The 21,634-nt window shown below is 44.1% G+C and carries 20 protein-coding genes; 1 reads left to right on the plus strand and 19 read right to left on the minus strand.

Translation table 11 applies throughout. The annotated features are described in order from the left end of the window. Positions 1–28: 28 nt before the first annotated feature. The 15 genes from LCL89_RS03645 to LCL89_RS03715 form a co-directional block, all read right to left on the minus strand. The gene (locus LCL89_RS03645; protein WP_224807777.1) at positions 29–1,558 is read right to left on the minus strand and encodes an acyl-CoA carboxylase subunit beta; all 1,530 of its coding nucleotides are present in this window, start codon (positions 1,556–1,558) and stop codon (positions 29–31) included. A gap of 14 nt (positions 1,559–1,572) precedes the next feature. After that, positions 1,573–2,355, minus strand: coding sequence for an enoyl-CoA hydratase (locus tag LCL89_RS03650; protein WP_224807778.1), 783 nt, complete (start codon positions 2,353–2,355; stop codon positions 1,573–1,575). Between the two features lie 3 nt (positions 2,356–2,358). Further along, complete coding sequence (locus LCL89_RS03655) at positions 2,359–3,267, minus strand: hydroxymethylglutaryl-CoA lyase (RefSeq protein WP_224807780.1); 909 nt, start codon at positions 3,265–3,267, stop codon at positions 2,359–2,361. A gap of 15 nt (positions 3,268–3,282) precedes the next feature. Next, on the minus strand, positions 3,283–3,495 hold the full coding sequence (locus LCL89_RS03660) for an acetyl-CoA carboxylase biotin carboxyl carrier protein subunit (RefSeq protein WP_197316059.1): 213 nt from the start codon (positions 3,493–3,495) through the stop codon (positions 3,283–3,285). Positions 3,496–3,508: 13 nt separating this feature from the next. Next, the gene (locus LCL89_RS03665) at positions 3,509–4,864 is read right to left on the minus strand and encodes an acetyl-CoA carboxylase biotin carboxylase subunit (RefSeq protein ID WP_224807782.1); all 1,356 of its coding nucleotides are present in this window, start codon (positions 4,862–4,864) and stop codon (positions 3,509–3,511) included. A gap of 18 nt (positions 4,865–4,882) precedes the next feature. Continuing rightward, complete coding sequence (locus LCL89_RS03670; protein WP_224807783.1) at positions 4,883–6,523, minus strand: AMP-binding protein; 1,641 nt, start codon at positions 6,521–6,523, stop codon at positions 4,883–4,885. A 22-nt stretch (positions 6,524–6,545) separates the two neighbouring features. Next, entirely contained in the window at positions 6,546–7,688 is a 1,143-nt protein-coding gene (locus tag LCL89_RS03675) for an acyl-CoA dehydrogenase (RefSeq protein ID WP_197316056.1), read from the minus strand. Between the two features lie 76 nt (positions 7,689–7,764). Beyond that, the gene (locus LCL89_RS03680) at positions 7,765–8,397 is read right to left on the minus strand and encodes a TetR/AcrR family transcriptional regulator (protein WP_224807784.1); all 633 of its coding nucleotides are present in this window, start codon (positions 8,395–8,397) and stop codon (positions 7,765–7,767) included. A gap of 282 nt (positions 8,398–8,679) precedes the next feature. After that, positions 8,680–9,054, minus strand: coding sequence for a hypothetical protein (locus tag LCL89_RS03685; RefSeq protein WP_224807785.1), 375 nt, complete (start codon positions 9,052–9,054; stop codon positions 8,680–8,682). Between the two features lie 179 nt (positions 9,055–9,233). Next, positions 9,234–9,506 (minus strand): hypothetical protein, encoded by a 273-nt coding sequence (locus LCL89_RS03690; RefSeq protein ID WP_224807786.1) that lies wholly within the window; start codon positions 9,504–9,506, stop codon positions 9,234–9,236. Between the two features lie 29 nt (positions 9,507–9,535). After that, complete coding sequence (locus tag LCL89_RS03695; RefSeq protein ID WP_224807787.1) at positions 9,536–10,075, minus strand: nucleotidyltransferase family protein; 540 nt, start codon at positions 10,073–10,075, stop codon at positions 9,536–9,538. Positions 10,076–10,625: 550 nt separating this feature from the next. Beyond that, on the minus strand, positions 10,626–11,666 hold the full coding sequence (locus LCL89_RS03700) for a zinc-binding dehydrogenase (protein ID WP_224807788.1): 1,041 nt from the start codon (positions 11,664–11,666) through the stop codon (positions 10,626–10,628). 140 nt (positions 11,667–11,806) lie between these two features. Further along, a complete protein-coding gene (locus LCL89_RS03705; protein ID WP_224807789.1) occupies positions 11,807–12,331 on the minus strand; it encodes a GNAT family N-acetyltransferase in 525 nt (174 codons plus the stop codon). 80 nt (positions 12,332–12,411) lie between these two features. After that, positions 12,412–12,933, minus strand: a complete 522-nt coding sequence (locus tag LCL89_RS03710) for a GNAT family N-acetyltransferase (RefSeq protein WP_224807790.1) — start codon at positions 12,931–12,933, stop codon at positions 12,412–12,414. 33 nt (positions 12,934–12,966) lie between these two features. Then, positions 12,967–13,128, minus strand: coding sequence for a hypothetical protein (locus LCL89_RS03715; protein ID WP_197316049.1), 162 nt, complete (start codon positions 13,126–13,128; stop codon positions 12,967–12,969). Between the two features lie 463 nt (positions 13,129–13,591). Here LCL89_RS03715 and LCL89_RS03720 point away from each other — a divergent pair, with 463 nt between their 5' ends. Then, positions 13,592–14,734, plus strand: a complete 1,143-nt coding sequence (locus LCL89_RS03720; RefSeq protein WP_224807792.1) for a D-alanyl-D-alanine carboxypeptidase family protein — start codon at positions 13,592–13,594, stop codon at positions 14,732–14,734. Between the two features lie 73 nt (positions 14,735–14,807). Here LCL89_RS03720 and LCL89_RS03725 read toward each other — a convergent pair whose 3' ends face one another. The 4 genes from LCL89_RS03725 to LCL89_RS03740 all read right to left on the minus strand — a co-directional run bounded on the left by LCL89_RS03725 (position 14,808) and on the right by LCL89_RS03740 (position 21,634). Further along, on the minus strand, positions 14,808–16,010 hold the full coding sequence (locus LCL89_RS03725) for a S8 family peptidase (protein WP_197316048.1): 1,203 nt from the start codon (positions 16,008–16,010) through the stop codon (positions 14,808–14,810). Between the two features lie 347 nt (positions 16,011–16,357). Then, positions 16,358–18,817, minus strand: coding sequence for a DNA topoisomerase IV subunit A (gene parC, locus LCL89_RS03730; protein WP_224807793.1), 2,460 nt, complete (start codon positions 18,815–18,817; stop codon positions 16,358–16,360). A gap of 15 nt (positions 18,818–18,832) precedes the next feature. Continuing rightward, positions 18,833–20,788 (minus strand): DNA topoisomerase IV subunit B, encoded by a 1,956-nt coding sequence (parE, locus tag LCL89_RS03735; protein WP_197316046.1) that lies wholly within the window; start codon positions 20,786–20,788, stop codon positions 18,833–18,835. A 432-nt stretch (positions 20,789–21,220) separates the two neighbouring features. Beyond that, complete coding sequence (locus LCL89_RS03740; RefSeq protein ID WP_224807794.1) at positions 21,221–21,634, minus strand: CoA-binding protein; 414 nt, start codon at positions 21,632–21,634, stop codon at positions 21,221–21,223.

Here is a 21,634-nt window from a genome sequence, read left to right on the forward strand (position 1 = left end):
ACAATGATCTAGGATTTTTCATTTCCTTTTATACAGGATAGACGCCGTGTTTCCGTTCAGTGAACGTAACATCTTTATGGGAATAAGCCTCGAACCGGGTAGACAATTCATCTCTCAGACGGTCCGGCTGGACGATATCATCCACCACCATCTCTGATGCCAAACGATAAATGTCGATATTCTCTTTATATTCTTCATGTTTTTCTTTAATGAACGCTGGACGCTCTTCTTCAGGAAGTTCTGCAATTTTATTTGCATAGACGGCATTGACGGCCGCCTCCGGTCCCATGACGGCAATTTGAGCTGTCGGAAGAGCGAGACAAGCATCCGGTTCAAAAGCGGGCCCTGCCATGGCGTATAAGCCTGCACCATACGCTTTTCTCACTACAACAGAGATCTTCGGTACCGTCGCTTCACTCATGGCAGAAAGCATTTTTGCTCCGTGTCGGATGATACCGGCACGTTCGACTCGTGTACCGATCATGAATCCAGGAATATCGGCTAGGAATAAGAGTGGAATATTGAATGCGTCACAAAGCTGGATGAACTTTGCTGCTTTATCCGCAGAATCCGGGAACAGCACTCCGCCTTTTGCACGTGGCTGGTTGGCGATGATACCGACTGAACGGCCGTCGATTCTGGACAGACCGGTAATCAATTCCGGTGCAAATTTTTTCTTGATTTCACAGAAGGAATCTTCATCGATCAAACGGTCGATCAACTGGTACATATCAAACGGGGCATTTTGGTTTTTCGGAATCAGCTCTTCCACCGTTTTATCAAAATCGGCAGGTTCAAGTGAATCATGTCGCTTCGGAAGGTTTCTATAATTAGACGGGAAGTAGCTTAAATATTTTCTGGCAAAAGAAATGGCTTCCTGCTCGTCTTTCGCCAATACATCCCCGCAGCCTGAAACCGAGCAGTGCATGTTCGCTCCGCCCATTTCCTCGAGTGTCACTTTTTCGCCGATGACTTTTTCAGCCATACGCGGAGATCCTAGATACATGGACGCATTGCCATCGACCATCACGACGATGTCACAGAAAGCCGGAATATACGCCCCTCCTGCAGCACTTGGTCCGAACAATAAACATACCTGCGGGACTCTTCCAGATAGTTTGATCTGGTTATGGAAAATACGGCCTGCACCTCTGCGGTTCGGGAACATTTCCACCTGATCGGTGATACGCGCTCCTGCCGAATCGACGAGATACAGCATCGGTAGGTTCAACTTTAATGCTGTTTCCTGGATACGGATGATTTTTTCAACCGTACGTGCCCCCCACGAGCCTGCTTTCACAGTAGAGTCGTTGGCCATGACGCATACCTTTTCGCCATTGATTTTTCCTATGCCGGTCACGACACCATCTGCAGGAAGCTTTTCATCCTGACAATTGGCAAAAAACGCATCTTCAATGTCGATATCATCATCGAACAGAAGCTCAAGACGTTTGCGGACGAACATTTTTCCTTTTTCTGCGTTTTTCTGGTGGTACTTTTCAGCGCCGCCTGAGGCGATTTTTTTAGCTTTTTCTTCTAATGTTTGATTGATCGTCATTGTCTTTTCCACCTCTATTCTCCTTTATACACTGGTTTTCGTTTTTCTTTGAATGCCGTCAATCCTTCCATACGATCTTTCGTAGGAATGGTTTCTTTGTAGCATTCATGTTCGATTTCAAGCCCCTTCACGAGGTCGGTTTCATACCCTTGACTGATCGCTTTTTTCGCTTGTCTTAATGCGACCGGGCCGTTACGAGCGATGGAACATGCGAAGTCACGCGCTTCCTGATGAATGAATTGAGGCTCGTAAATGTATTCGACGAGGCCGATGTTATAAGCGTGTTCAGCCTCTACTGGACGAGCGGAATAAATCATCGCTTTCGCTTTTCCTAAGCCGATCAAGCGTGACAGCCTTTGAGTGCCTCCAGCTCCTGGAATGATCGCAAGCGAAGTTTCTGTCAGACCCACTTTAGTCGAAGTGCTCATCATTCTGAGGTCACAGGCCAAAGCAAGCTCCAGACCTCCACCGAAGGCGACACCATTCATGACCGCGATTGTCGGCATGGGAAGTTCTTCGATTTTGCGGATCGTATCTCCGATTTTTTTGACGGTACTTACAACTTCCTCATCAGACATGCCAGCACGTTCTTTTAAGTCCGCTCCCGCACAAAACGCTTTATTTCCGCTTCCGGTAATCAAAACGACACGGATATCCTGAGAGCGTTGTATTTCATCGACTTTATCAGTGATCGCATCAAGTAAATCATGAGATAACGCATTCGCAGCGTCCGGACGGTTCAATGTCAAAAGCATCACATGATCTTCGATTTCTTCTAATGTTACAAGTTCAGACATCGGTCACACCCTTTCTTTATTCAATACCTGCATTTGATGGCTCGGGAGTGTCTTGTTCAATTTCGATTGGATGAATAATGCCGCTTCTTCCAGCTTTTCCAAATCGAGTCCCGTCTGGACACCCATCTGGTGAAGCATATGAACGAGATCATCCGTCGCTAAATTCCCTGAAGCTCCTTTAGCATATGGACATCCTCCGAGGCCGCCAAGTGAGCTGTCAAAGGTCGTGATGCCATGCTGCAGGGAAACGAGGACGTTTGCGAGAGCCATTCCCCGTGTATTATGAAAATGCATAGCCAAATCGTTGAAAGATAATTGCTGTTTCAATTCTGTAAGGACCGTATCGACCTGTTTAGGATCGGCGACACCGATCGTGTCTCCAAGCGATAATTCATCAATGCCGAGGTCAAGAAGACGCTTACTCACATCCACGACTTGATGAACGGGAATATCCCCTTCATATGGACAGCCGAAAACGGTCGAAACATAGCCCCGGACCGTCTTGCCTGCTTTCTTCGCTTCAGAAACGACTTCTCCGAGTACGGGGTACGTTTCTTCAATCGATTTGTTGATATTCTTTCTGTTATGAGTATCACTCGCAGACATGAAAACTGACACTTCATCGACACCTGTATCGAGCGCACCTTCGAGTCCCTTCATATTCGGGACGAGAGCGGCGTAGGTGATGCCGGGTTTTCTTTTGATTGATGCCGCGACCTCACGTGCATCTTTCAGTTGAGGAATCCATTTCGGATGGACGAATGAACTGAATTCAATATAAGAATATCCTGCTTCAGATAATCGATCGATCCATGCGATTTTATCTTCCGTCGGAACTTCGACGGGCTCGTTCTGCAGCCCGTCTCTCGGTCCGACTTCTTTAATCGTGACGTTTTCAGGTAAATCAAGCATGAAATCCGCTCCTATTTATTCAATAATGGCAATGACGTCGCCCTCATTGACGAAGTCGCCTTCACTGACTTTTAGTTCCTTGATTGTTCCACCTGATTCAGCTGGGATCGGAATCTCCATTTTCATCGATTCAAGGATGGCGATGTCCTGCCCTTCACTGATTTCTTCACCTTGCTGTGCGACAATTTTCCATACGCTTCCTGCCATAGATGCTTTCACTTCGTTCATGATTAGTTCCTCCTTATTGATTCGTAAGTGTTGGTAGATAGTAGTCTTGAATAAATGTTGTTTTCGTTTCGCCTTCTTTGAACTTGTCATGGGTGATGATGCGCTTCAGCATCGTCAAATTCGATTTGATACCTTCGATTTCGTATTCATGAATCGCTTTGGTCAACCGTTCAATCGCTTCTTCTCTCGTTTCGCCGTAAGCGATCAGTTTCGCAATCATCGGATCGTAAAACGGCGTCACTTGTGAATCACCTTTGACGGCAACTTCATGACGGATGCCTTCGCCTTCTGGTAGTACCAGTTTCGTCAGTTGACCCGGTGATGGGTAAAAGGTATTCGGGTCTTCTGCGTAAATACGGACCTCGATGGCATGACCTTGAATCGTCAGATCATTTTGTTTCAACGTCAATTTTTCACCAAAGGCAACCTTCAGTTGTTGTTCAACGAGATCGGTCCCTGTAATCTCTTCAGTCACCGGATGCTCGACCTGAAGGCGTGTATTCATCTCCAGGAAGTAGTAGTTTTCTTCGTCATCCACAAGGAACTCAATGGTTCCAGCATTTTTATAGCCGAGGGTTTGAACGGCCTTCATTGCACTTTCTCCCATTTCCTGCCGTGTTTTTTCCGACAGGACTGGAGAAGGAGCTTCTTCGACGACTTTTTGGTGTCGGCGCTGGATGGAGCATTCCCGTTCAAAAAGGTAGACCGCATTGCCATGGTGATCAGCAAGTACTTGGATTTCGATATGACGGGGATTTTCAATCAGCTTCTCGATGAACATTTCTCCATTCCCGAAAAAGGCTTTCGCACGTTTGGAATTTCCTTCAAACGCTTTTTCCAGCTCCTCATCGTTATAAACCGCCTGCATGCCGATGCCGCCACCACCTGCAGTCGCCTTCAACATGACCGGGTATCCGAACGACTGGGCGACGGATTGGGCCTCTTCTACAGAGGCGATGGCTTCTTCAGTCCCTGGAATGATCGGAACACCGGCCCGCTTCATTTCATTTCTTGCCGCGATTTTATCGCCCATTTGAGCAATGACTCCTGCGTCGGGGCCGATGAAGACGAGCCCTGCTTCTTCAACTTTGCGAGCAAACTCCGCATTTTCACTTAGAAGGCCATAGCCTGGGTGAATCGCTTCTGCACCGGATTCTTCAGCCACTTTCAATATTTTTTCTATGTTCAAATAGGATTCGTTGACTCTCGGTTTTCCGATCAAATAGCTTTCATCAGCCATCTCGACGTAAGGGGCATGTTGATCGGCTTCAGAATAAACCGCTACCGTTTTGACATTCAGTCGCTGGCAGGTTCGGATGACACGAGCAGCAATTTCACCGCGGTTGGCAATTAATATTTTATTAAACATATTGTTAGTCCCCTTCCTTTAAGATTTAATCTTCATCTGTTCCATGGCTTCTTCACGTAAGCGGAATTTTTGAATCTTTCCGCTTGCCGTCATCGGGTATTCGTCCACGAATGAAATGTAGCGTGGAATCTTATGCTTGGAAATCTTGCCTTCACTAAAGGAGCGGATGTCTTCATCCTTAAGGGTCTTTCCTTCTTTCGGAATGATGAAGGCCATGATTTCCTCTCCGTATTTTTCGTCGGGAACACCGACGACTTGAACATCAAGGACATCCGGGTGTTGGTATAAAAACTCTTCGATTTCTCGAGGATAGACGTTTTCACCACCACGAATGATCATATCTTTGATTCGTCCTGTAATTTCGACATAGCCGTTTTCATCCATCACAGCGATATCCCCTGTATGCAGCCATCCATCAGGATCGATCGCGATACTCGTCGCTTCTTCATTTTTGTAGTAGCCTTCCATGACAAGGTAGCCTCGGGTGCACAGTTCTCCAGGTATGTTCCTCTCTGCTTCTTCACCTGTAGCAGGGTCGATGATTTTCACTTCGACATTCGGATGGGCCTGCCCGACGCTTGAGACACGTAAATCGATCGGGTCATTTGCTTTCGTCTGAGTGATGACAGGGGAAGATTCCGTCTGGCCATAAGCGATCGTAATCTCTTCAGCCCCCATGTCATGGATGACACTCTTCATCACTTCCATCGGACATGTCGACCCAGCCATGATCCCTGTGCGTAACGTCGTCGGTTTCAATGATTCATAGTCCGGGTGATTCAGTTCTGCAATGAACATCGTCGGTACGCCGTGTAATGCGGTGCACCGTTCTTCTTTGACCGCTTGAAGCACCTTTTTCGGATCGAACTGTTCCAGGATGACCATCGTAGAGGCTTTCGAAACCGCTGCAAGGGTCCCCAGCACACAACCGAAGCAGTGGAAGAACGGCACCGGGATACATAAGCGGTCTTCTTCGGTCAACTTCATACAGTCAGCGACCTGGTTTCCGTTATTGACGATATTGTAGTGACTCAGCATGACACCTTTCGGGAACCCAGTCGTTCCAGACGTATACTGCATGTTGATGACGTCTTTGTGGTGGAGCGTGGCTTTACGTTCTTCAAGTTCCTTGTCACTGACCGTTTCACTCATATCGAGCAAATCCTGCCATGTGTAGCAGCCATCGTAAGATTTTTCACTCAGGACGATAACGTTTTTCAAAAACGGAAGGCGGTCGCTTTGTAGATCTCCTTTTTCTGAAGTGGAGAGTTCAGGGCAGATTTCTTTCAAAATATCGATATACGACGTACCTTTGAAATCCTCAGCCAAAATCAATGTGGAGGCATCGGATTGTTTCAATAAATACTCAAGCTCCTGGGCACGGTAATTCGTATTGACGGTAACGAGTACGCCTCCCATTTTTCCAGTGGCAAATTGAGTCGTCAGCCATTCCGGTTTATTGTCTGACCAAATGGCGACATTTTCACCTTTTTCAATACCGAAAGCCATCAGCCCTTTGGCTGCTTGATCGGCCATTTCATTAAATTCCTTATAGGATTTTCTCAAATTCTCCTCCGGATAGACGAAAGCTTCATGATCCGGATGCGCTTCTGCCTGCTTTTCCAACAATTCACCTACGGTCAATTCTAGTAGAGACATCTATGATTCCTCCTCTTATTTATTAACAACCGAGCTGACGGGCAATGACCATTCGTTGAATTTCAGAAGTTCCTTCACCGATTTCAAGGAGCTTCGCATCACGTAGGAATCTCTCAACTTCATACTCTCTCATATACCCATAACCACCGTGGATTTGGATCGCCTGGTTGGAGGAGCGGAAGGCCGTTTCAGATGCAAACAGCTTAGCGTAAGCCGATTCCTTCGTGAAGTTTCTGCCTTTGTCTTTCAACCATGCAGATTTCAGTACCATGTTCCGGGCAAGTTCAACTTCCATCGCCATATCCGCTAATTTGAACTGGATGGCCTGGAAGTTGGAGATCGGCTGACCGAACTGCTTTCTTTCTTTAGCGTAAGCTAATGCACGATCCAGTGAAGCCTGAGCAATTCCTACAGCTAATGCAGCGATGGAAATGCGCCCGCCATCCAATGTATAAAGGAACTGTTTAAATCCTTTTTGAGGGTCGCCTAAGATGTTTTCTTTCGGAACTTTCACGTCTTCCAATATGATTTCTGATGTATTGGAGCCACGGACGCCCATCTTGTCATAAGGGCTGGTGATCTTCATTCCCGGTGTGTCTTTCGGAATGATGAAGGCGGATATGATGTTCTTCCCATCGTCCCGTTTCCCAGAAACCGCTGTGACCGTGATGGACCTCGCATATTCAGCATTCGTAATCCAACACTTCTCTCCATTGATCACATAATGGTCGCCTTTCAATTCTGCACGCGTCTTCGTTCCACCTGCATCAGAGCCGGCGTTCGGTTCAGTCAATCCGAACGATGCAAGGCCTTCCCCTTTCGCAAGCGGAGTCAGGAACTCCTGTTTTTGTTCTTCCGTACCGAAATAATAAATCGGGCTCGCACCGAGAGAAACTGCTGCTGCGTAACTGAGACCGGTGGATCCGCAAACCCGGCCGATTTCTTCTACAGCGAGAGCATAGGTGACGGTGTCTCCATCTGATCCTCCGTACTCTTCAGGGAATGGGATGCCGAGCAGTCCAAGTTTTCCCATCTCTTCAAAAATATCTTCAGGGAATTCTCCAGTTTTATCAATGTCAACAGCACGAGGCTGGATGACGTTCTCCGCGAAATCACGGACCATTTTTCTCGTCATCTCTTGTTCTTTCGTCAGTTCAAAATTCATGGTTCTCCTCCTTATAGGGTGGGATGAAGACCGACTGGTTGGTCTGTCTCAACCCAAAAAAATAAATTGTAAGCGTTTACTTAAATTCATAAAAAAAAGGGACATGAAGCATTTGATCGACAAACACTTGTTTCCGCTGGACCGGTAAGAGAAAATGTAAAACCAAATCCGTAAAGACATCCGCGATTTCTTCAATCGAGTACGTGCCATCTCTCTTGTACCATTTGTAGATCCAATTCACCATGCCTAAAATGGCCATGCCGGTAATTTCAAGAGGAAGCTCCCTGCGGAACTCTCCTGTAGCCTGACCTTCTAAGATGACTTGGAATACCATCTTTTTGAATTCATCCCGTTTGAGCTTGATCTGTTCTTCATACATCGGCTTCAAATAGTTACTCTCCTGATAAAAAACCGATATATGTGGTTTGTAGAGATCGAATACTCCTACGAATGATCGTACGATGGATTGGATTTTTTTCGTCGGTGAAGTGTGGGTGATGTTGGCCGCCTGCGCTTCTTGCAATACATATGTAATGAAGGTATCGTGAATGACGAATAGTAGTTCGTCTTTGGATTTAAAGTGGTGGTAAAAGCCGCCCTTAGAGGTCTCCGATGCTTTGACGATCTGGCTCACCGTCACTCCATGGAAGCCATGCTGATCGAATAATTCAAGTGATGTTTGTATGATCCGCTCCTTTAAATCGTTCATAAATCATCCCCTATCTGCTGAATATACGTTCATTTTATCACAGTTTTCAGAAAATACAATCATAGAAATAAATGGAACCAGCAACCACGGTCGGTTATCTTCATGAAAACATAAAAAAGAACCTTATGGCGTAAAGGCTCTTTAAAATGTAAGCTCTGTTAATGTTTAATTCTGCAATTTTTAAAAAGCACCTCTTTTCATTTACTATGTCTTTGTTGCTTTTAGAACGTTTTTTTATAAAACAATGATCAACGACGTCTTTAACACCCCCTATTTTAAGGTTCAGTCTTTTCCTTTGCTGCTGATACAGTCGATAGCCAGATAACCTAATAAGAAGCTGAACAGCATTCCAGCTTCAGTGGAGTAATTTGAGAATAACCTTGTGAATGGAAGGTTCAAGCGCATACCATAATACAAATATGGTGAGCTCAATATATACATAGCTGGAAGTCCTACTCCTAAAAACTTGTTGACTTTGAATCCTTTTGCCTGCTTAAGCTTGATCCGCTCCCACAAACTTGGAAGAGCAAATAAGATTCCTAAAATCAATGGGTAGAACAAACCGAATATGATTGCAGGCAGGAGGTGAAAATTCTGCTCTGCTTGTTCTCTTAAAGACTCTAATTGTTTCAGACATAGAACAAAAACACCGGTCACAAATAATGTATAGACGAAGTGTGCGCCAAATTTTTTAATTGCTCTTCTCCTCCTTAAAGAATGGGATTATTTGATTTTGATAACCATTTACCTATGCTCGTGAGTTTGCCACATTCTTCAATACATACGTAAGAACTTTCAGTTTCGTTTCATAATACCAACAACGAACTTCACCATAATTAAACTTTAAGGTTATACTCCCTATTGAAATTATAAGTGTCCAGCCATTCCTCCGCTTGTTGGATGATCCACACACCAAAGCTTTCTAAAAACTCCAGGACTTCATCAGGATCAGTGACCGGTTGTACGGCGTAGGATAGCGCGGCTTCCATCTCTTTTTCTTTTGAGGGATAATGCTTACGGAATAAGGAAAAAGCGGGGGTAAGATCTCTTGTATATTGTCTTTCTTCAACAATGGTAAATGCGAGACCACAGCGGATAATGTTCTTCATAATCCATGTACAACAATCTTTGATGTCTTCTACATCCTCATTTCCCACGAGATCGGATTTTGCTTGATTAATCTGAGAGCTTGTATGATATGGTCGTTCGCTAAAGCTTCATTTATAGGATAAGAAGGCAGCTTTGATTGAATATTCTCCCCATATACACAAAGACTGTGTGTCTTGATCATGAATGGAATGATAGAGAATCGATCTGTGTTCAAAACCATGTTCTGAAGAGTATAAATTCCAATCTCTACACCATTTACATATGGGAATAGATTCAAGATTTCTTGGTTTATAGGAGATATGATTTCTCTATAGTTAGCCTCTTGGTCTGAATCTATTAATACGATGGCATCAATATCTGACACGTGCTCAACCCCAAGCCCTTTGGGAAGGGAACCTCTGATGTATATACTATGTATATCTTTTCTTACATTTTTAAGCAGCAGTTCGACCAATCTTTCAACCGCTTTTTGAAAATTGCGGTTCATACATTTCCAATTGGATTCATTTCTTATGTTTCCTTCTTCATCCACTTTACAAAAATATCCGATATTCTTTATGTGAGTCACTGAATTCCCCCTTTTTAAATGGCTCTGTTATAGTCTAGTGTTGATTTTTTACTACTCACCCGATTTTGGTTCAGTCAGTTGTTTGCCCAGAGTACAGGAGGGAAGGGAAAACAGTCCGCTTTCCGCGGGGAACGCTGAGCCTCCTCGAACTTCGTTCTCCGGGGTCTCACCTTGTTCCTTGTTCCCGCAGGAGTCTACCTGTTTTCCCTTCCCTCCCATCAAAGTTGGTGTAACGATTTTATAATAAAAATTCATGGACTATCCGTTTTACCTATCTTGAAGAGGCGGTCTTTTAGAATGGGGAGACTCCTGTGGGATTAAGGTACTTCGGGAGACCCCGGAAGGCGTCAGCCTGAGGAGGCTCACGGTACCCCACGGAAAGCGAGTCATTCTAAAAGACCGCCTCAAACAAATTCCAGGACGGAAAGAGTTGAGACGAGCTCACTTGTTAAATAACAACACCAAGCAATAACAGAACCTTTTAAATTAAAGCCCGCACTCCCGGAATAGGGATGCAGGCTTGAAATGGTGTATAGTTTTATTGATTTTTTTACCCTTCAGGCAGCAGAATGATTTTACCCATTTTTCCTGCTTGTTTGAAGTAGGTCTGTGCTTCACGTGCTTGTTCAAGGGGATACGTCCGTTCGATGACGGGCTGGATTTTCCCTTCTGATATTGCCTCAAGCATTCGCTTGAATTCATCTCTTGTACCTAATACAGAGCCGTATAAAGTAATGTGTTTCAAGTAAAGAGTTCTGAAATCAAGTTCTGTTTTCTGACCACCGGCAGAGCCTGATGTACAAAACTTTCCGCCTTTTTTCAAAACTTGTAGGGAGGTTGAGAACAGGGCATCACCTACGACATCTAAAACGGAGTCGATCGGACCTCCGTTTGCCTCCAGAATCTCTTCACTCAGGTTATCCGACTTATAAGATAGGACATGAGTGGCACCAAGTTCTTTCATTTTTCCTTCCAAAGCAAGGTCTCCCACAATGGCAATAACATCCGCTCCGAATACTTTGGACGCTATTTGCACGTTCAATGAACCGACACCACCATTGGCCCCGGTGACCATGACCGTTTCACCAGGCTTGGCCTGAATTTGTTCGACCATATGCCACGCTGTCATTCCACTTACAGAAAAGGCTGCACTTTCAGTATAGTCGGAAAGCGGCATATCAAAGCAAAGGTCGGCCGGCCACACGACATACTCGGCGTAGCCGCCGTCATATTCGGAACCGATAAAGCTCATATCCTCAGCTATATGCTCCTGTCCTTCAGGTCCACTTGAAGTGAAAGGAAAGACTACGATATCTTTTCCAAGCATTCCTTCTTCCACTTCTTCTCCCAATTTTACTACTTCCCCTGTGATATCTGAGCCTGGGACTCTTGGAAACTGGACTCCTTCTGGTCTCCATCCAGACTTGGAACCTGTACCATAAGCTCCTTCTCTCATCCAGATTTCTGTATTGTTGATTCCACAAGCTTTGACTTTTATAAGTACTTCATTGCTTTTTGGTTCTGGTATTGATTTTTCCACGACTTCTAACTTGTCGACATCTCCATATCCTGTTACGTGGACTGCTTTCACACTTACCACTCCTTAGTTGACTATGTCTAATTCATTATTATCATAATCAAATATTGAATTGCAATTCAAATGATAAGGGTTAAAGGATCAGGATCTCGACTCAAAATGTTATGTGAGATTTGAGTTATAGAAGTGTTTGATCAAATAGCAATCCAAAACCTCTTCACGACATTACCGTCTTCCTCCCCAAAGTCTGTATCCGCTACACCGCCATTCTTGACGATGGTTTTGTAAGAGGCTGTATTCCACTCATCACAAACGACCAAAACCTTTTTGATGTCCAGAGCTTTCGCTTTTTCTAAACTTAACGCTAATAATTGAGTGGCATAGCCTTTCTTCCGTTCAGAAGGACGGATGCCATAACCGATATGACCACCGTTGTTTCTGATAAAATCCGTCAACTCATGACGGAGATTGACGACACCTAATACTTTATTGTTTTGGTCGATCAACCAATACGTCGAATCAGGAATCCATCCTTCGGGAAGATTTACACCATTTGCGTTGTCTTCTAAAAACTGAACCATAGCTTCGAAATTACCGGGGTCTTTTTCAATGACCCAGGGGACCATGGATTCTCCCGTTTCTTTCCATTCATTGTAGAAGGATATGTATTCTTCTTTCAGATCGATGGTAGGTTTGATCAGTTGCAATCGTTCATCCATTTTTCAAGTCTCCTTCAAAGTAAATTTTTCCTATTCTATCATACCTGCGAAGGAAAGTAAGGAGGAATGAAGAAAACTATTTACAATATTTTTTCCATGCGGATATCTGCCCACATCTGATCTTTCCAAAACGTGAAATCCGCAAGCCGGGCAATTTCCTTATAACCCATCTTAGAATATAGCTTCCTCGCTCGTTCATTAAACTCGAATACACCTAATTCAATCCGATTCAACCCTGCTGATTTGATTTGTTCTTCTAAATATCGGATTGCTTCAACCCCCACACCTTTCCCACGGCCTTCCGGTTCTCCGATGGTGATACCAATCCAGGCGGTGCCGGGAACTTTTTTATGTAAATGCGGCGGATCGATCATAAAATTCATTTCCCCGATCAGTTTATCCTCAAGATAAATTAAGTAAATATCGTGATTATAAAAGCGGTCGGATAGACCTTCCAGAGTAACTGTATGATAGGCTTCAAGTTCCTCCTTATTTCTATGTACCCTAGTATACGGAATTAGGTCCGGGTCATTTTCCCAGTGCTCCAGTTTTTTTACGAGCTCCTGTGTCGGTTTCTCAAGCTTTTGAATATTTAATTTCACTTCGTCTCCTCCTCTCCAGCGCTTTCTACATATCTAAGCTTGACTATCTTTGCTTTGCTGTTGTTCTAATTGATCCAATCGTTCTTCCAGTTTTTTGATTCTCTCCTCGCTTTGTTTATGACGATCCAGTTGTTTTTGACTTCTGGCTCCCATTATTAAAATCATAAAAAAAGCAATCGTAAGTAATATCCCCATAGTCGTTCCCCCTTGCATATATAGTTACTTCTGTGTTCAGAACACCTTTAGATGCTTTTTGAGCTTTTTTGATTGAGAGGTAGGATATTTGTCTTGCACGACTACCCAACCGTTGTGAGAAAGCTTCTCTCTTATTTAAAAAAGGAACTTTATCACCACTTCAGATGATTCTAATATCGTATTGTGCTTTTAATATAAGGAAGGAATACAGGTGTTTATGGTTGCTAATTTCCTCTTTTTTCATTGTAAATCTTTAAGAAAGAATAACATATTTCACCAATCAGGGAGATTAGTTGCTGAAAGATTGAAGAAAAAGGTAACTTTTTTAAATTCTTATTACATCGCCTCGAATTTTGTCAAAATAAATTAAAAACGTTTTATAATACATACAGTCAGGTGCTTTCACCACAACATCGCTCATTAAAATTAATGGAAATCAAAGTCAACAAGGAGTAATTAGAAATTGAAAAAGATTGTTCTATTCATCACGACTTATCTAATCATCACTATTTCAAGTGCTTATCCAACAGAAGCTGAGGAAAAGCCCTCCACACCAATCATTAACAGCGAGTCTGCCATTGTATTAGAGGCCAATACAGGGAAAGTCATTTATGAAAAGTATGCAGACTCTGAATTGTATCCAGCAAGTTTAACGAAAATCGCTACCGCCATTTATGCTATTGAAACCGGTGATTTGGAAGATTCCGTGACCGTTAGTAAAAATGCATACGAAACAAAAGGATCGAGTGTTTATCTGAAAGAAGGAGACGAAGTTAAACTTCGACAATTGGTAGAAGGTTTGATGATCAACTCGGGGAATGACGCTGGGGTAGCTATAGCTGAGCATTTGAGTGGAAGTGTGGATGAGTTTTCTGAAGACATAAACGAATATCTCAAAGAGGTCATCGGAGTGAAGAATACAACCTTCAAAAATCCCCATGGACTCTTTGATCCTGGTCACACCACCACGGCTAAAGATTTGGCAGAAATCACGCAATACGCCATGAAAAATTCTACATTTAATGAGATTTACAGTACAAAGAAGATGGAATGGAAAAGTGAATCATGGGATGCGACTCTTTATACACACCACAAATTGATGAGAGAAGACCCTTACGAAGGGGTAACCGGTGGAAAAACAGGATATGTCCGGGAATCAGGCTTCACTTTAGCTACGACATCTTCAAGAGAAAATACGACGTTGATCGTCATTACGATGAAAAGTGACAGAAAGCAGCAGGTTTATGAAGATACGAAAGATCTGCTTGATTACGGTTTTGAAAACTATGAAACCACGTCCTTTGCCGAAGGTACGACTTTTGTAAGATACAACAACCAATATCGTGTGCCTGAAACCGTTCATTTCACTCACCTCAAAGAGGAACCCATCAATTATGAAGTGACTAAAACGGGAGAGATGACCTTTTTCACATATGAGGGTGAAGCTCTAACCACCATTCAACTGTTGAAAGTTAGTCCCCTTTTGAACCACTACTATCTCCCGTTTACCGAGTGGAGTGTGAAAAAGGAAAACTTGCGAGCGCATTCTGAAACAGCGTGCAAAGGTGAACTTTTCCTAACGTTCTCCTGCCTTCCAAAATTATAGGTGGGATTCTCCCCTTTTAAATGAAGAAAAACCCCGTTTCCGTAGAAGCGGGGTTTTAATAATATTCAACCAATTAATATTGAACAGCGTCTAGTGAGTTGATCAAGCCATGCTCGAAGTAGTATCCTGTTCCACTAATAGGATCAGCTGTCTGCTCGATCGCTGCACGAATGTTGGAATTCGAACGTCCTTGAGAAGCAAGTAAGGCAGCAAGTCCAGCTACATGAGGCGAAGCCATGGAAGTTCCGGACTTATAAGCGTATCCATTATTAGGTGTTGTAGAAGCGATGGATACCCCTGGAGCCGTTACGTCCACCCATGTCCCATAGTTTGAGAAGGAGGCTACATTGTTATTGCTGTCAACAGCACCAACAGCGATGGCGTTAGCATAGGAAGCCGGCTCGAAAGTGGTCGAAGTACCGTCATTTCCTGCTGCAGCAATCACGACAGAACCACTGTTCCATGCATAGTCTACGGCATCTTCAAGCGTTTGAGTATCGCAATTACAACCAAGTGATAGGTTAATCACTTCAGCTCCGGCATCAGCGGAGTAACGGATAGCATCTGCAATATCATTCAAAGATCCACTGCCTTGAGCATCCAATGCACGGACCGCAAGAATTTGTGTGTTTGGAGCCATACCAGCTACACCTCTTGCATTATCTGTCTCAGCAGCCGCTGTACCAGCTACGTGTGTACCATGACTGTTCAAGTCCATTGGATCGTAATCATTGTCTACAAAGTCATAACCCAGGATAGTCTTATCATCCAAATCCGGGTGGTAGTAATCGACTCCGGAATCGACAATAGCGATTTCCTGGCTGCTGCTGCCAAGTGTAATGTCCCAGGCAGCTGGTGTATCTGTATTTTGAGGACCATACTGGTAACCACTATAATAAGTATCATTTGGAGTGAACGTCGCATCGAATATATAGTTTGGTTCAGCGTACTCCACATTCGGGTTGTTATTCAATGCATTCACAACCGCTTCTACATTTCCGACTTTAAGTAAATTGAACTCAGATGTTACTACAGCCTGGTTATCCTCAAACAGTTCGGCACCTAACTTTTCCAACTGTTTGTCTGATAGATTTTTCCCATCCTTGAACTTGACCACTACTTCCCCTTTAGCATATTTACCAACTTCCTCAGTCATGTTGATGCTGGTGTCATTTTTCAATGCATCTTCCTGAGGGGCAGCCAGGGTAGACCCTGTGGTTGGCAGAACGGCTAGAGTGGCAGCGATGGACAGTGTAGCGAGTTTCTTGAATTTCAAAATACATTCCTCCTTAAAAGATATACTCTACGTATTCTGATAAAAAGGATAAATACCTCCTGATTCGGGGTTGTGAAAGGTAGTAGGAATAACTCCCTTAAAGGCGGATATTCACGCTCTCTATTCCCAAGTCAATTTAGATAGCTCCTGCTTTACTACTTGTGTTATTTTGTGATAAATTTGAATATTCTGTTATTTATCCAACCCCCTAAAAGAGTCAAAGAAATCGACTGGCCTTTAAAATTCCCCATCCATTCACATAAGGTTTCGATACAAATGAATCAACAAAAAAAGAGCTCAATGCTGGATATTAAAATCCACATTGAGCTCTATCTATTATTGATCAATCAGGATTCTTGTTGATCATCTGCGTCAAAGGGCTTTTCGTAAACTGGTTTCTTCCAGGCTTCTTCTACTTTCCCTTTTTGATCGATATCCATGACATAAGAGCCATTACTGTATCGATCATTGGCCTTGAAGTCCATTGTGTTGACGGTCAACGCTTCATCTTTGTTCGTTTTGAGAATGATTTGATCGTCCCGGTCGACGAGATGAACGTCTATCAATCGGTGAGGATCTTTTTTCAATTCTCTCAGCATTAGAACACCACGTTTCGCTCTTGAAGTCCTTTCAAATTCTTTCAGTTTCATCCTCTTCACTGCCGCGCGGTGCGTAGAAATCAGAATCGAAGGATCTTTTTCAGGGTCGAAAATCTGACCGGAAACGACATGTTCTCCGTCTTTCAAGTGAATCGCTTTGACACCTGCCGCCCGCTGACCGACAGGATTGACTTCTTCTTCCTTGTACCACAATCCATAAGCTTTGTTCGATGCAATAAAGATATCTGAGTGGCCATCTGTCAAATAGATATCGACGACTTCATCATCACCCTTCAAATTGATGGCTACCAGGGCTTTGGAATGACGCTGGGCCTGATACATCTTCAACTCACTCTTCTTGACCATTCCATTTTTCGTGAAGAAGAGAAGATATTGATCTTGATCGAAGTTACGCACAGGAATGGCTTCGACGATGTATTCTCCTTTTTCCACCTGAACGATGTTGGAAATATACTGACCAAGGTCCTTCCAGCGGATGTCCGGCAGCTTATGCACCGGAATAAACAGGTATTTCCCTAGATTAGTGAATATGAGAATGGTGTCGGTCGTGTTGACTTCATACATCCTCAGCAGATGGTCCCCGTCTTTCAAAGCGAAATCTTCTCCATTAGAGGCAGCATAAGACCTCAAGCTGGTCCGTTTGATGTACCCATCCTTCGTTACGGTGACAAGGACGTCCTCACTGGCGACAGTGACTTCGAGGTCCACTTTGAGTTCTTCTACCTCTTCTTCGATATTCGTCATACGAGCATCATCGTATTTTTTCTTCATAGAACGAAGGTCCGCTTTGATCACTTTCATCAATTCATGATCGCTTGCAAGAATTTTTTCTAAGTATGCAATTTGTTTCTGCAGCTCTTCGGCTTCTGACTGAAGTGCTGTAATATCCGTGTTAGTCAAACGATAAAGCTGCAACGTAACGATCGCTTCCGCTTGTTCTTCAGTGAATTCGTACTGTGCCATCAATTGGTTTTTCGCATCTTGTTTATCTTTTGAACTGCGGATCGTCGCAATTACTTCATCGAGGATGCTGATGGCTTTGATCAACCCTTCTACGATGTGTGCGCGTTTTTTCGCTTTATTCAAATCAAAAATGGATTGGCGCGTCACTACTTCTTTCTGGTGCTTGATGTAGGAATCCAGCATCATCGGAAGGTTCATCAAAGTCGGCGTACGATCGTGGATGGCAACCATGTTAAAGTTGTAGGAAATCTGCAGGTCGGTGTGTTTATACATGTAATTGAGCACACCTTCACTGTTCGCGTCCTTCTTCAATTCGATGACGACACGCAGGCCGGTTCGATCCGTTTCATCACGGACTTCTGCAATGCCCTCCACTTTTCGGTCGATACGCAGTTCATCCATACGTTTGACCATACTTGCCTTATTGACTTCATAAGGAATTTCATCAATGACAATCTGCTCACGTCCGCCGCGGAGCTCTTGAATTTCGGCCCGGCCACGGAGAACGATCTTCCCTTTACCGGTTTCATACGCTTTCTGGATCCCGTCTACACCCTGAATGGTACCTCCAGTCGGGAAGTCTGGCCCTTTCAGTTTATCCATCAATTCTGGAACCGTCGAATCAGGCTTGTCGATTTTCATAATGACGGCATCAATGACTTCACCAATGTTATGAGGAGGTATTTCTGTCGCGTAACCTGCCGATATACCTGTAGATCCATTGACCAATAAATTCGGGAATTTAGCTGGTAAAACCGTCGGCTCTTCAATGGTGTCGTCGAAGTTGGGAATATGTTCGACGGTCTCTTTTTCAATATCTCTTAATAGTTCAGAAGAAATTGCAGAAAGACGCGCTTCGGTATAACGCATCGCGGCTGGCGGGTCTCCGTCGACACTTCCGTTGTTTCCGTGCATTTCAATAAGCGGTTTTCGCACTTTCCACATTTGACTTAAACGTACCATCGCATCATAAACGGAGGTATCTCCGTGCGGGTGGTAGTTCCCGATAACGGTACCCACTGTTTTCGCTGATTTCCTATAAGCTTTATCATGTGTATTCCGTTCCTGGTGCATCGCATATAAAATACGGCGCTGGACAGGCTTCAGCCCGTCCCTCGCATCAGGAAGCGCACGTTCTTGGATGATGTATTTACTGTACCTTCCAAAACGGTCTCCCAGTACTTCTTCAAGTGGTAAATCTAAATACTTCTCTGCCTCTGCCAACAGAAGGTCCCCCTTTTACGCTTGAATTTTGTCGTTTTCTAGTATGTTTGCCTCGTCTTCTAATCCGAAAGCGACGTGGGATTCAATCCATTTACGGCGAGGTTCTACTTTATCGCCCATCAAAGTGGTCACACGGCGTTCAGCACGTGCAAGATCATCAATCGTGACCCGGATCAACGTTCTTGTTTCAGGATTCATTGTCGTTTCCCAAAGCTGATCGGCGTTCATTTCACCTAAACCTTTGTAACGCTGAATCGTATACCCATTCTTGAATTCTTTCAATAATTTCTGCATGCCCTCTTCATCCCAGGCATATTCGGTCTTTTCTTTCTTCCCTTTGCCTTTGGAAACTTTGTATAAAGGCGGAAGGGCGATGAATATTTTCCCTGCCTCTACCAACGGTCGCATATAACGGTAAAAGAACGTCAGTAACAGTACCTGGATGTGCGCGCCATCCGTATCGGCATCTGTCATGATGACAATTTTATCGTAATTGCAATCTTCCAAGGTGAAATCTCCTCCGACTCCAGCTCCGATCGTATGGATGATGGTGGAGATTTCTTCATTTTTGAAGATGTCTGCAATTTTCGCTTTTTCTGTATTGATAACTTTTCCTCGTAAAGGAAGCACCGCTTGGAACTTCCGGTCCCGGCCCTGTTTGGCTGAGCCTCCAGCAGAGTCACCCTCAACCAGATAAAGTTCATTCTTTTGTGGATTCCTTGATTGAGCCGGGGTCAATTTTCCGCTCAGCAACGTATCTTTGCGTTTCTTTTTCTTGCCTGAGCGGGCGTCCTCACGTGCTTTTCTTGCCGCCTCCCTTGCTTCCTTCGCCTTGATCGCTTTCTTGATCAGCATGGAAGCGACATCCGGATTTTCTTCAAGGAAGTAGGAAAGCTGTTCAGCCACAACGGCATCTACAGCAGATCTAGCTTCTGAGGTACCGAGTTTACTTTTCGTCTGTCCTTCGAACTGCAGCAGCTCTTCTGGAATCCGGACGGAGATGATAGCTGTAAATCCTTCTCTGATATCGTTCCCTTCCAAGTTCTTATCTTTTTCTTTCAACATTTGGGCGCGTCTGGCATAATCGTTGAACACACGTGTGATTGCGGTTTTGGCGCCGGACTCGTGTGTCCCCCCGTCTTTGGTACGCACATTGTTGACGAACGATAAGATGCTTTCCGCAAAGCCGTCATTGAACTGGAAAGCGATATCCGCTTCAATCTCAGAGTGACTCCCTTCAAAAGAGACGACTGGATGAAGCGTATCTTTTTCTTCGTTCAAATAGGCGACAAAAGATTCGATGCCATCATCGTATTGGTAGACTTCTTCAACTCTTTCCTTTCGTTCATCAACTAAATTGATCCGGAACCCTTTGAGGAGGAAAGCAGCTTCTCGCAGGCGTTCAGAAAGGGTTTCGAAATTGAATTTGGTTACCGAAAAGATGGTTGGATCAGGCTTGAAACGAATCGTCGTCCCCGACTTCCTGGTCGCTCCCTTATGTTCGAGGGATGTTACAGGAACACCACCGTTTTCAAAACGTTGGTAATACCGTTCTCCATCACGGCAGATCTTCACTTCCAGCCATTCGGATAAGGCGTTCACGACAGACGCCCCTACACCGTGAAGACCGCCACTGGATTTGTATCCCCCTTGTCCAAACTTTCCTCCGGCGTGGAGGACCGTCAAAATGACTTCCGGTGTCGGTTTACCGGTTTTATGCATTCCGGTAGGCATTCCACGTGCCTCATCCTCTACGGATACGCTTCCATCTTTATGGAGAGTGACAGTCATTTGCTGGCCGAATCCGGCTAACGCTTCGTCTACTGCATTATCGACGATTTCATGGACTAGATGGTGCAGGCCGCGGTGATCGGTGGATCCGATATACATCCCCGGTCGCTTCCGCACGGCCTCCAATCCTTCAAGTACTTGTATAGAATCATCTGAATAAGTTTGATTATGATTCGACAATTTACCATCGGCTCCTTTCTCGTCAACAACATATAACTCAATATTAGAACAAACGTTCGCGTATGTAAACGTGCAAAATAAAAGAATCGCTTGTTATATTGTAGCGATTTTACACGTTTTCGCAAACATAATTCTTCCAAGTCATAAGAAAAACCCCTAACTTAGATAGGGATTTCAGGCTCTGATTACCTATATCTATCTCTATTTTACCATAATTTCATACAAGCTTACTTATCTGCTTGGAATATCGTAAGGAAAAACCTCTTAAAATAGAACACCATTCCATTTCAAAACAAGGCGGAACCATTAGTTTCCAAACACAAGGTTACCAGTATAAAGCTGGGTGAAAAACCGTCTCGGATTACCTTTTAGAGAGTAACTACCCATCAAAAAACTGCCGACAGGAAATGTCGGCAGTTTCGGTACGGGTGCTTAACGATAGATGGCTTGAGCTACTTTAATGCACATATCCATTATCACTAGTTGATCGGTCCCTTGGAGGATATCCGGAACCTCATTATGGAAAACACCCTGCTGGGCCCAGAAAGCTTTTGCATCCAAACCAGACGCTTCATGAGCGACTTCAGGAAGATGCTCTGATCTTCGAAAAACATTGATGATGTCAATCGGTTCATCAATATCTTCCAGACTGGCATAGGCTTGTTCACCGAGTGATTCCTGAATCGTCGGATTGACCGGGATGATCCGGTACCCGGCTCTCTGCATCGCTTCACTAACCTGATAGGATGTTCTGTGGGGTTTATCCGACAACCCCACGACAGCAATCGTTTTTGATTCATCAAGCAGCTCTTTGATCTTATCTTTAGATGGATTTTGGAAATTCAT

The sequence above is a fragment of the Halobacillus yeomjeoni genome, assembly GCF_020171525.1.
Classification (GTDB): Bacteria; Bacillota; Bacilli; order Bacillales; family Halobacillaceae; genus Halobacillus; species Halobacillus yeomjeoni.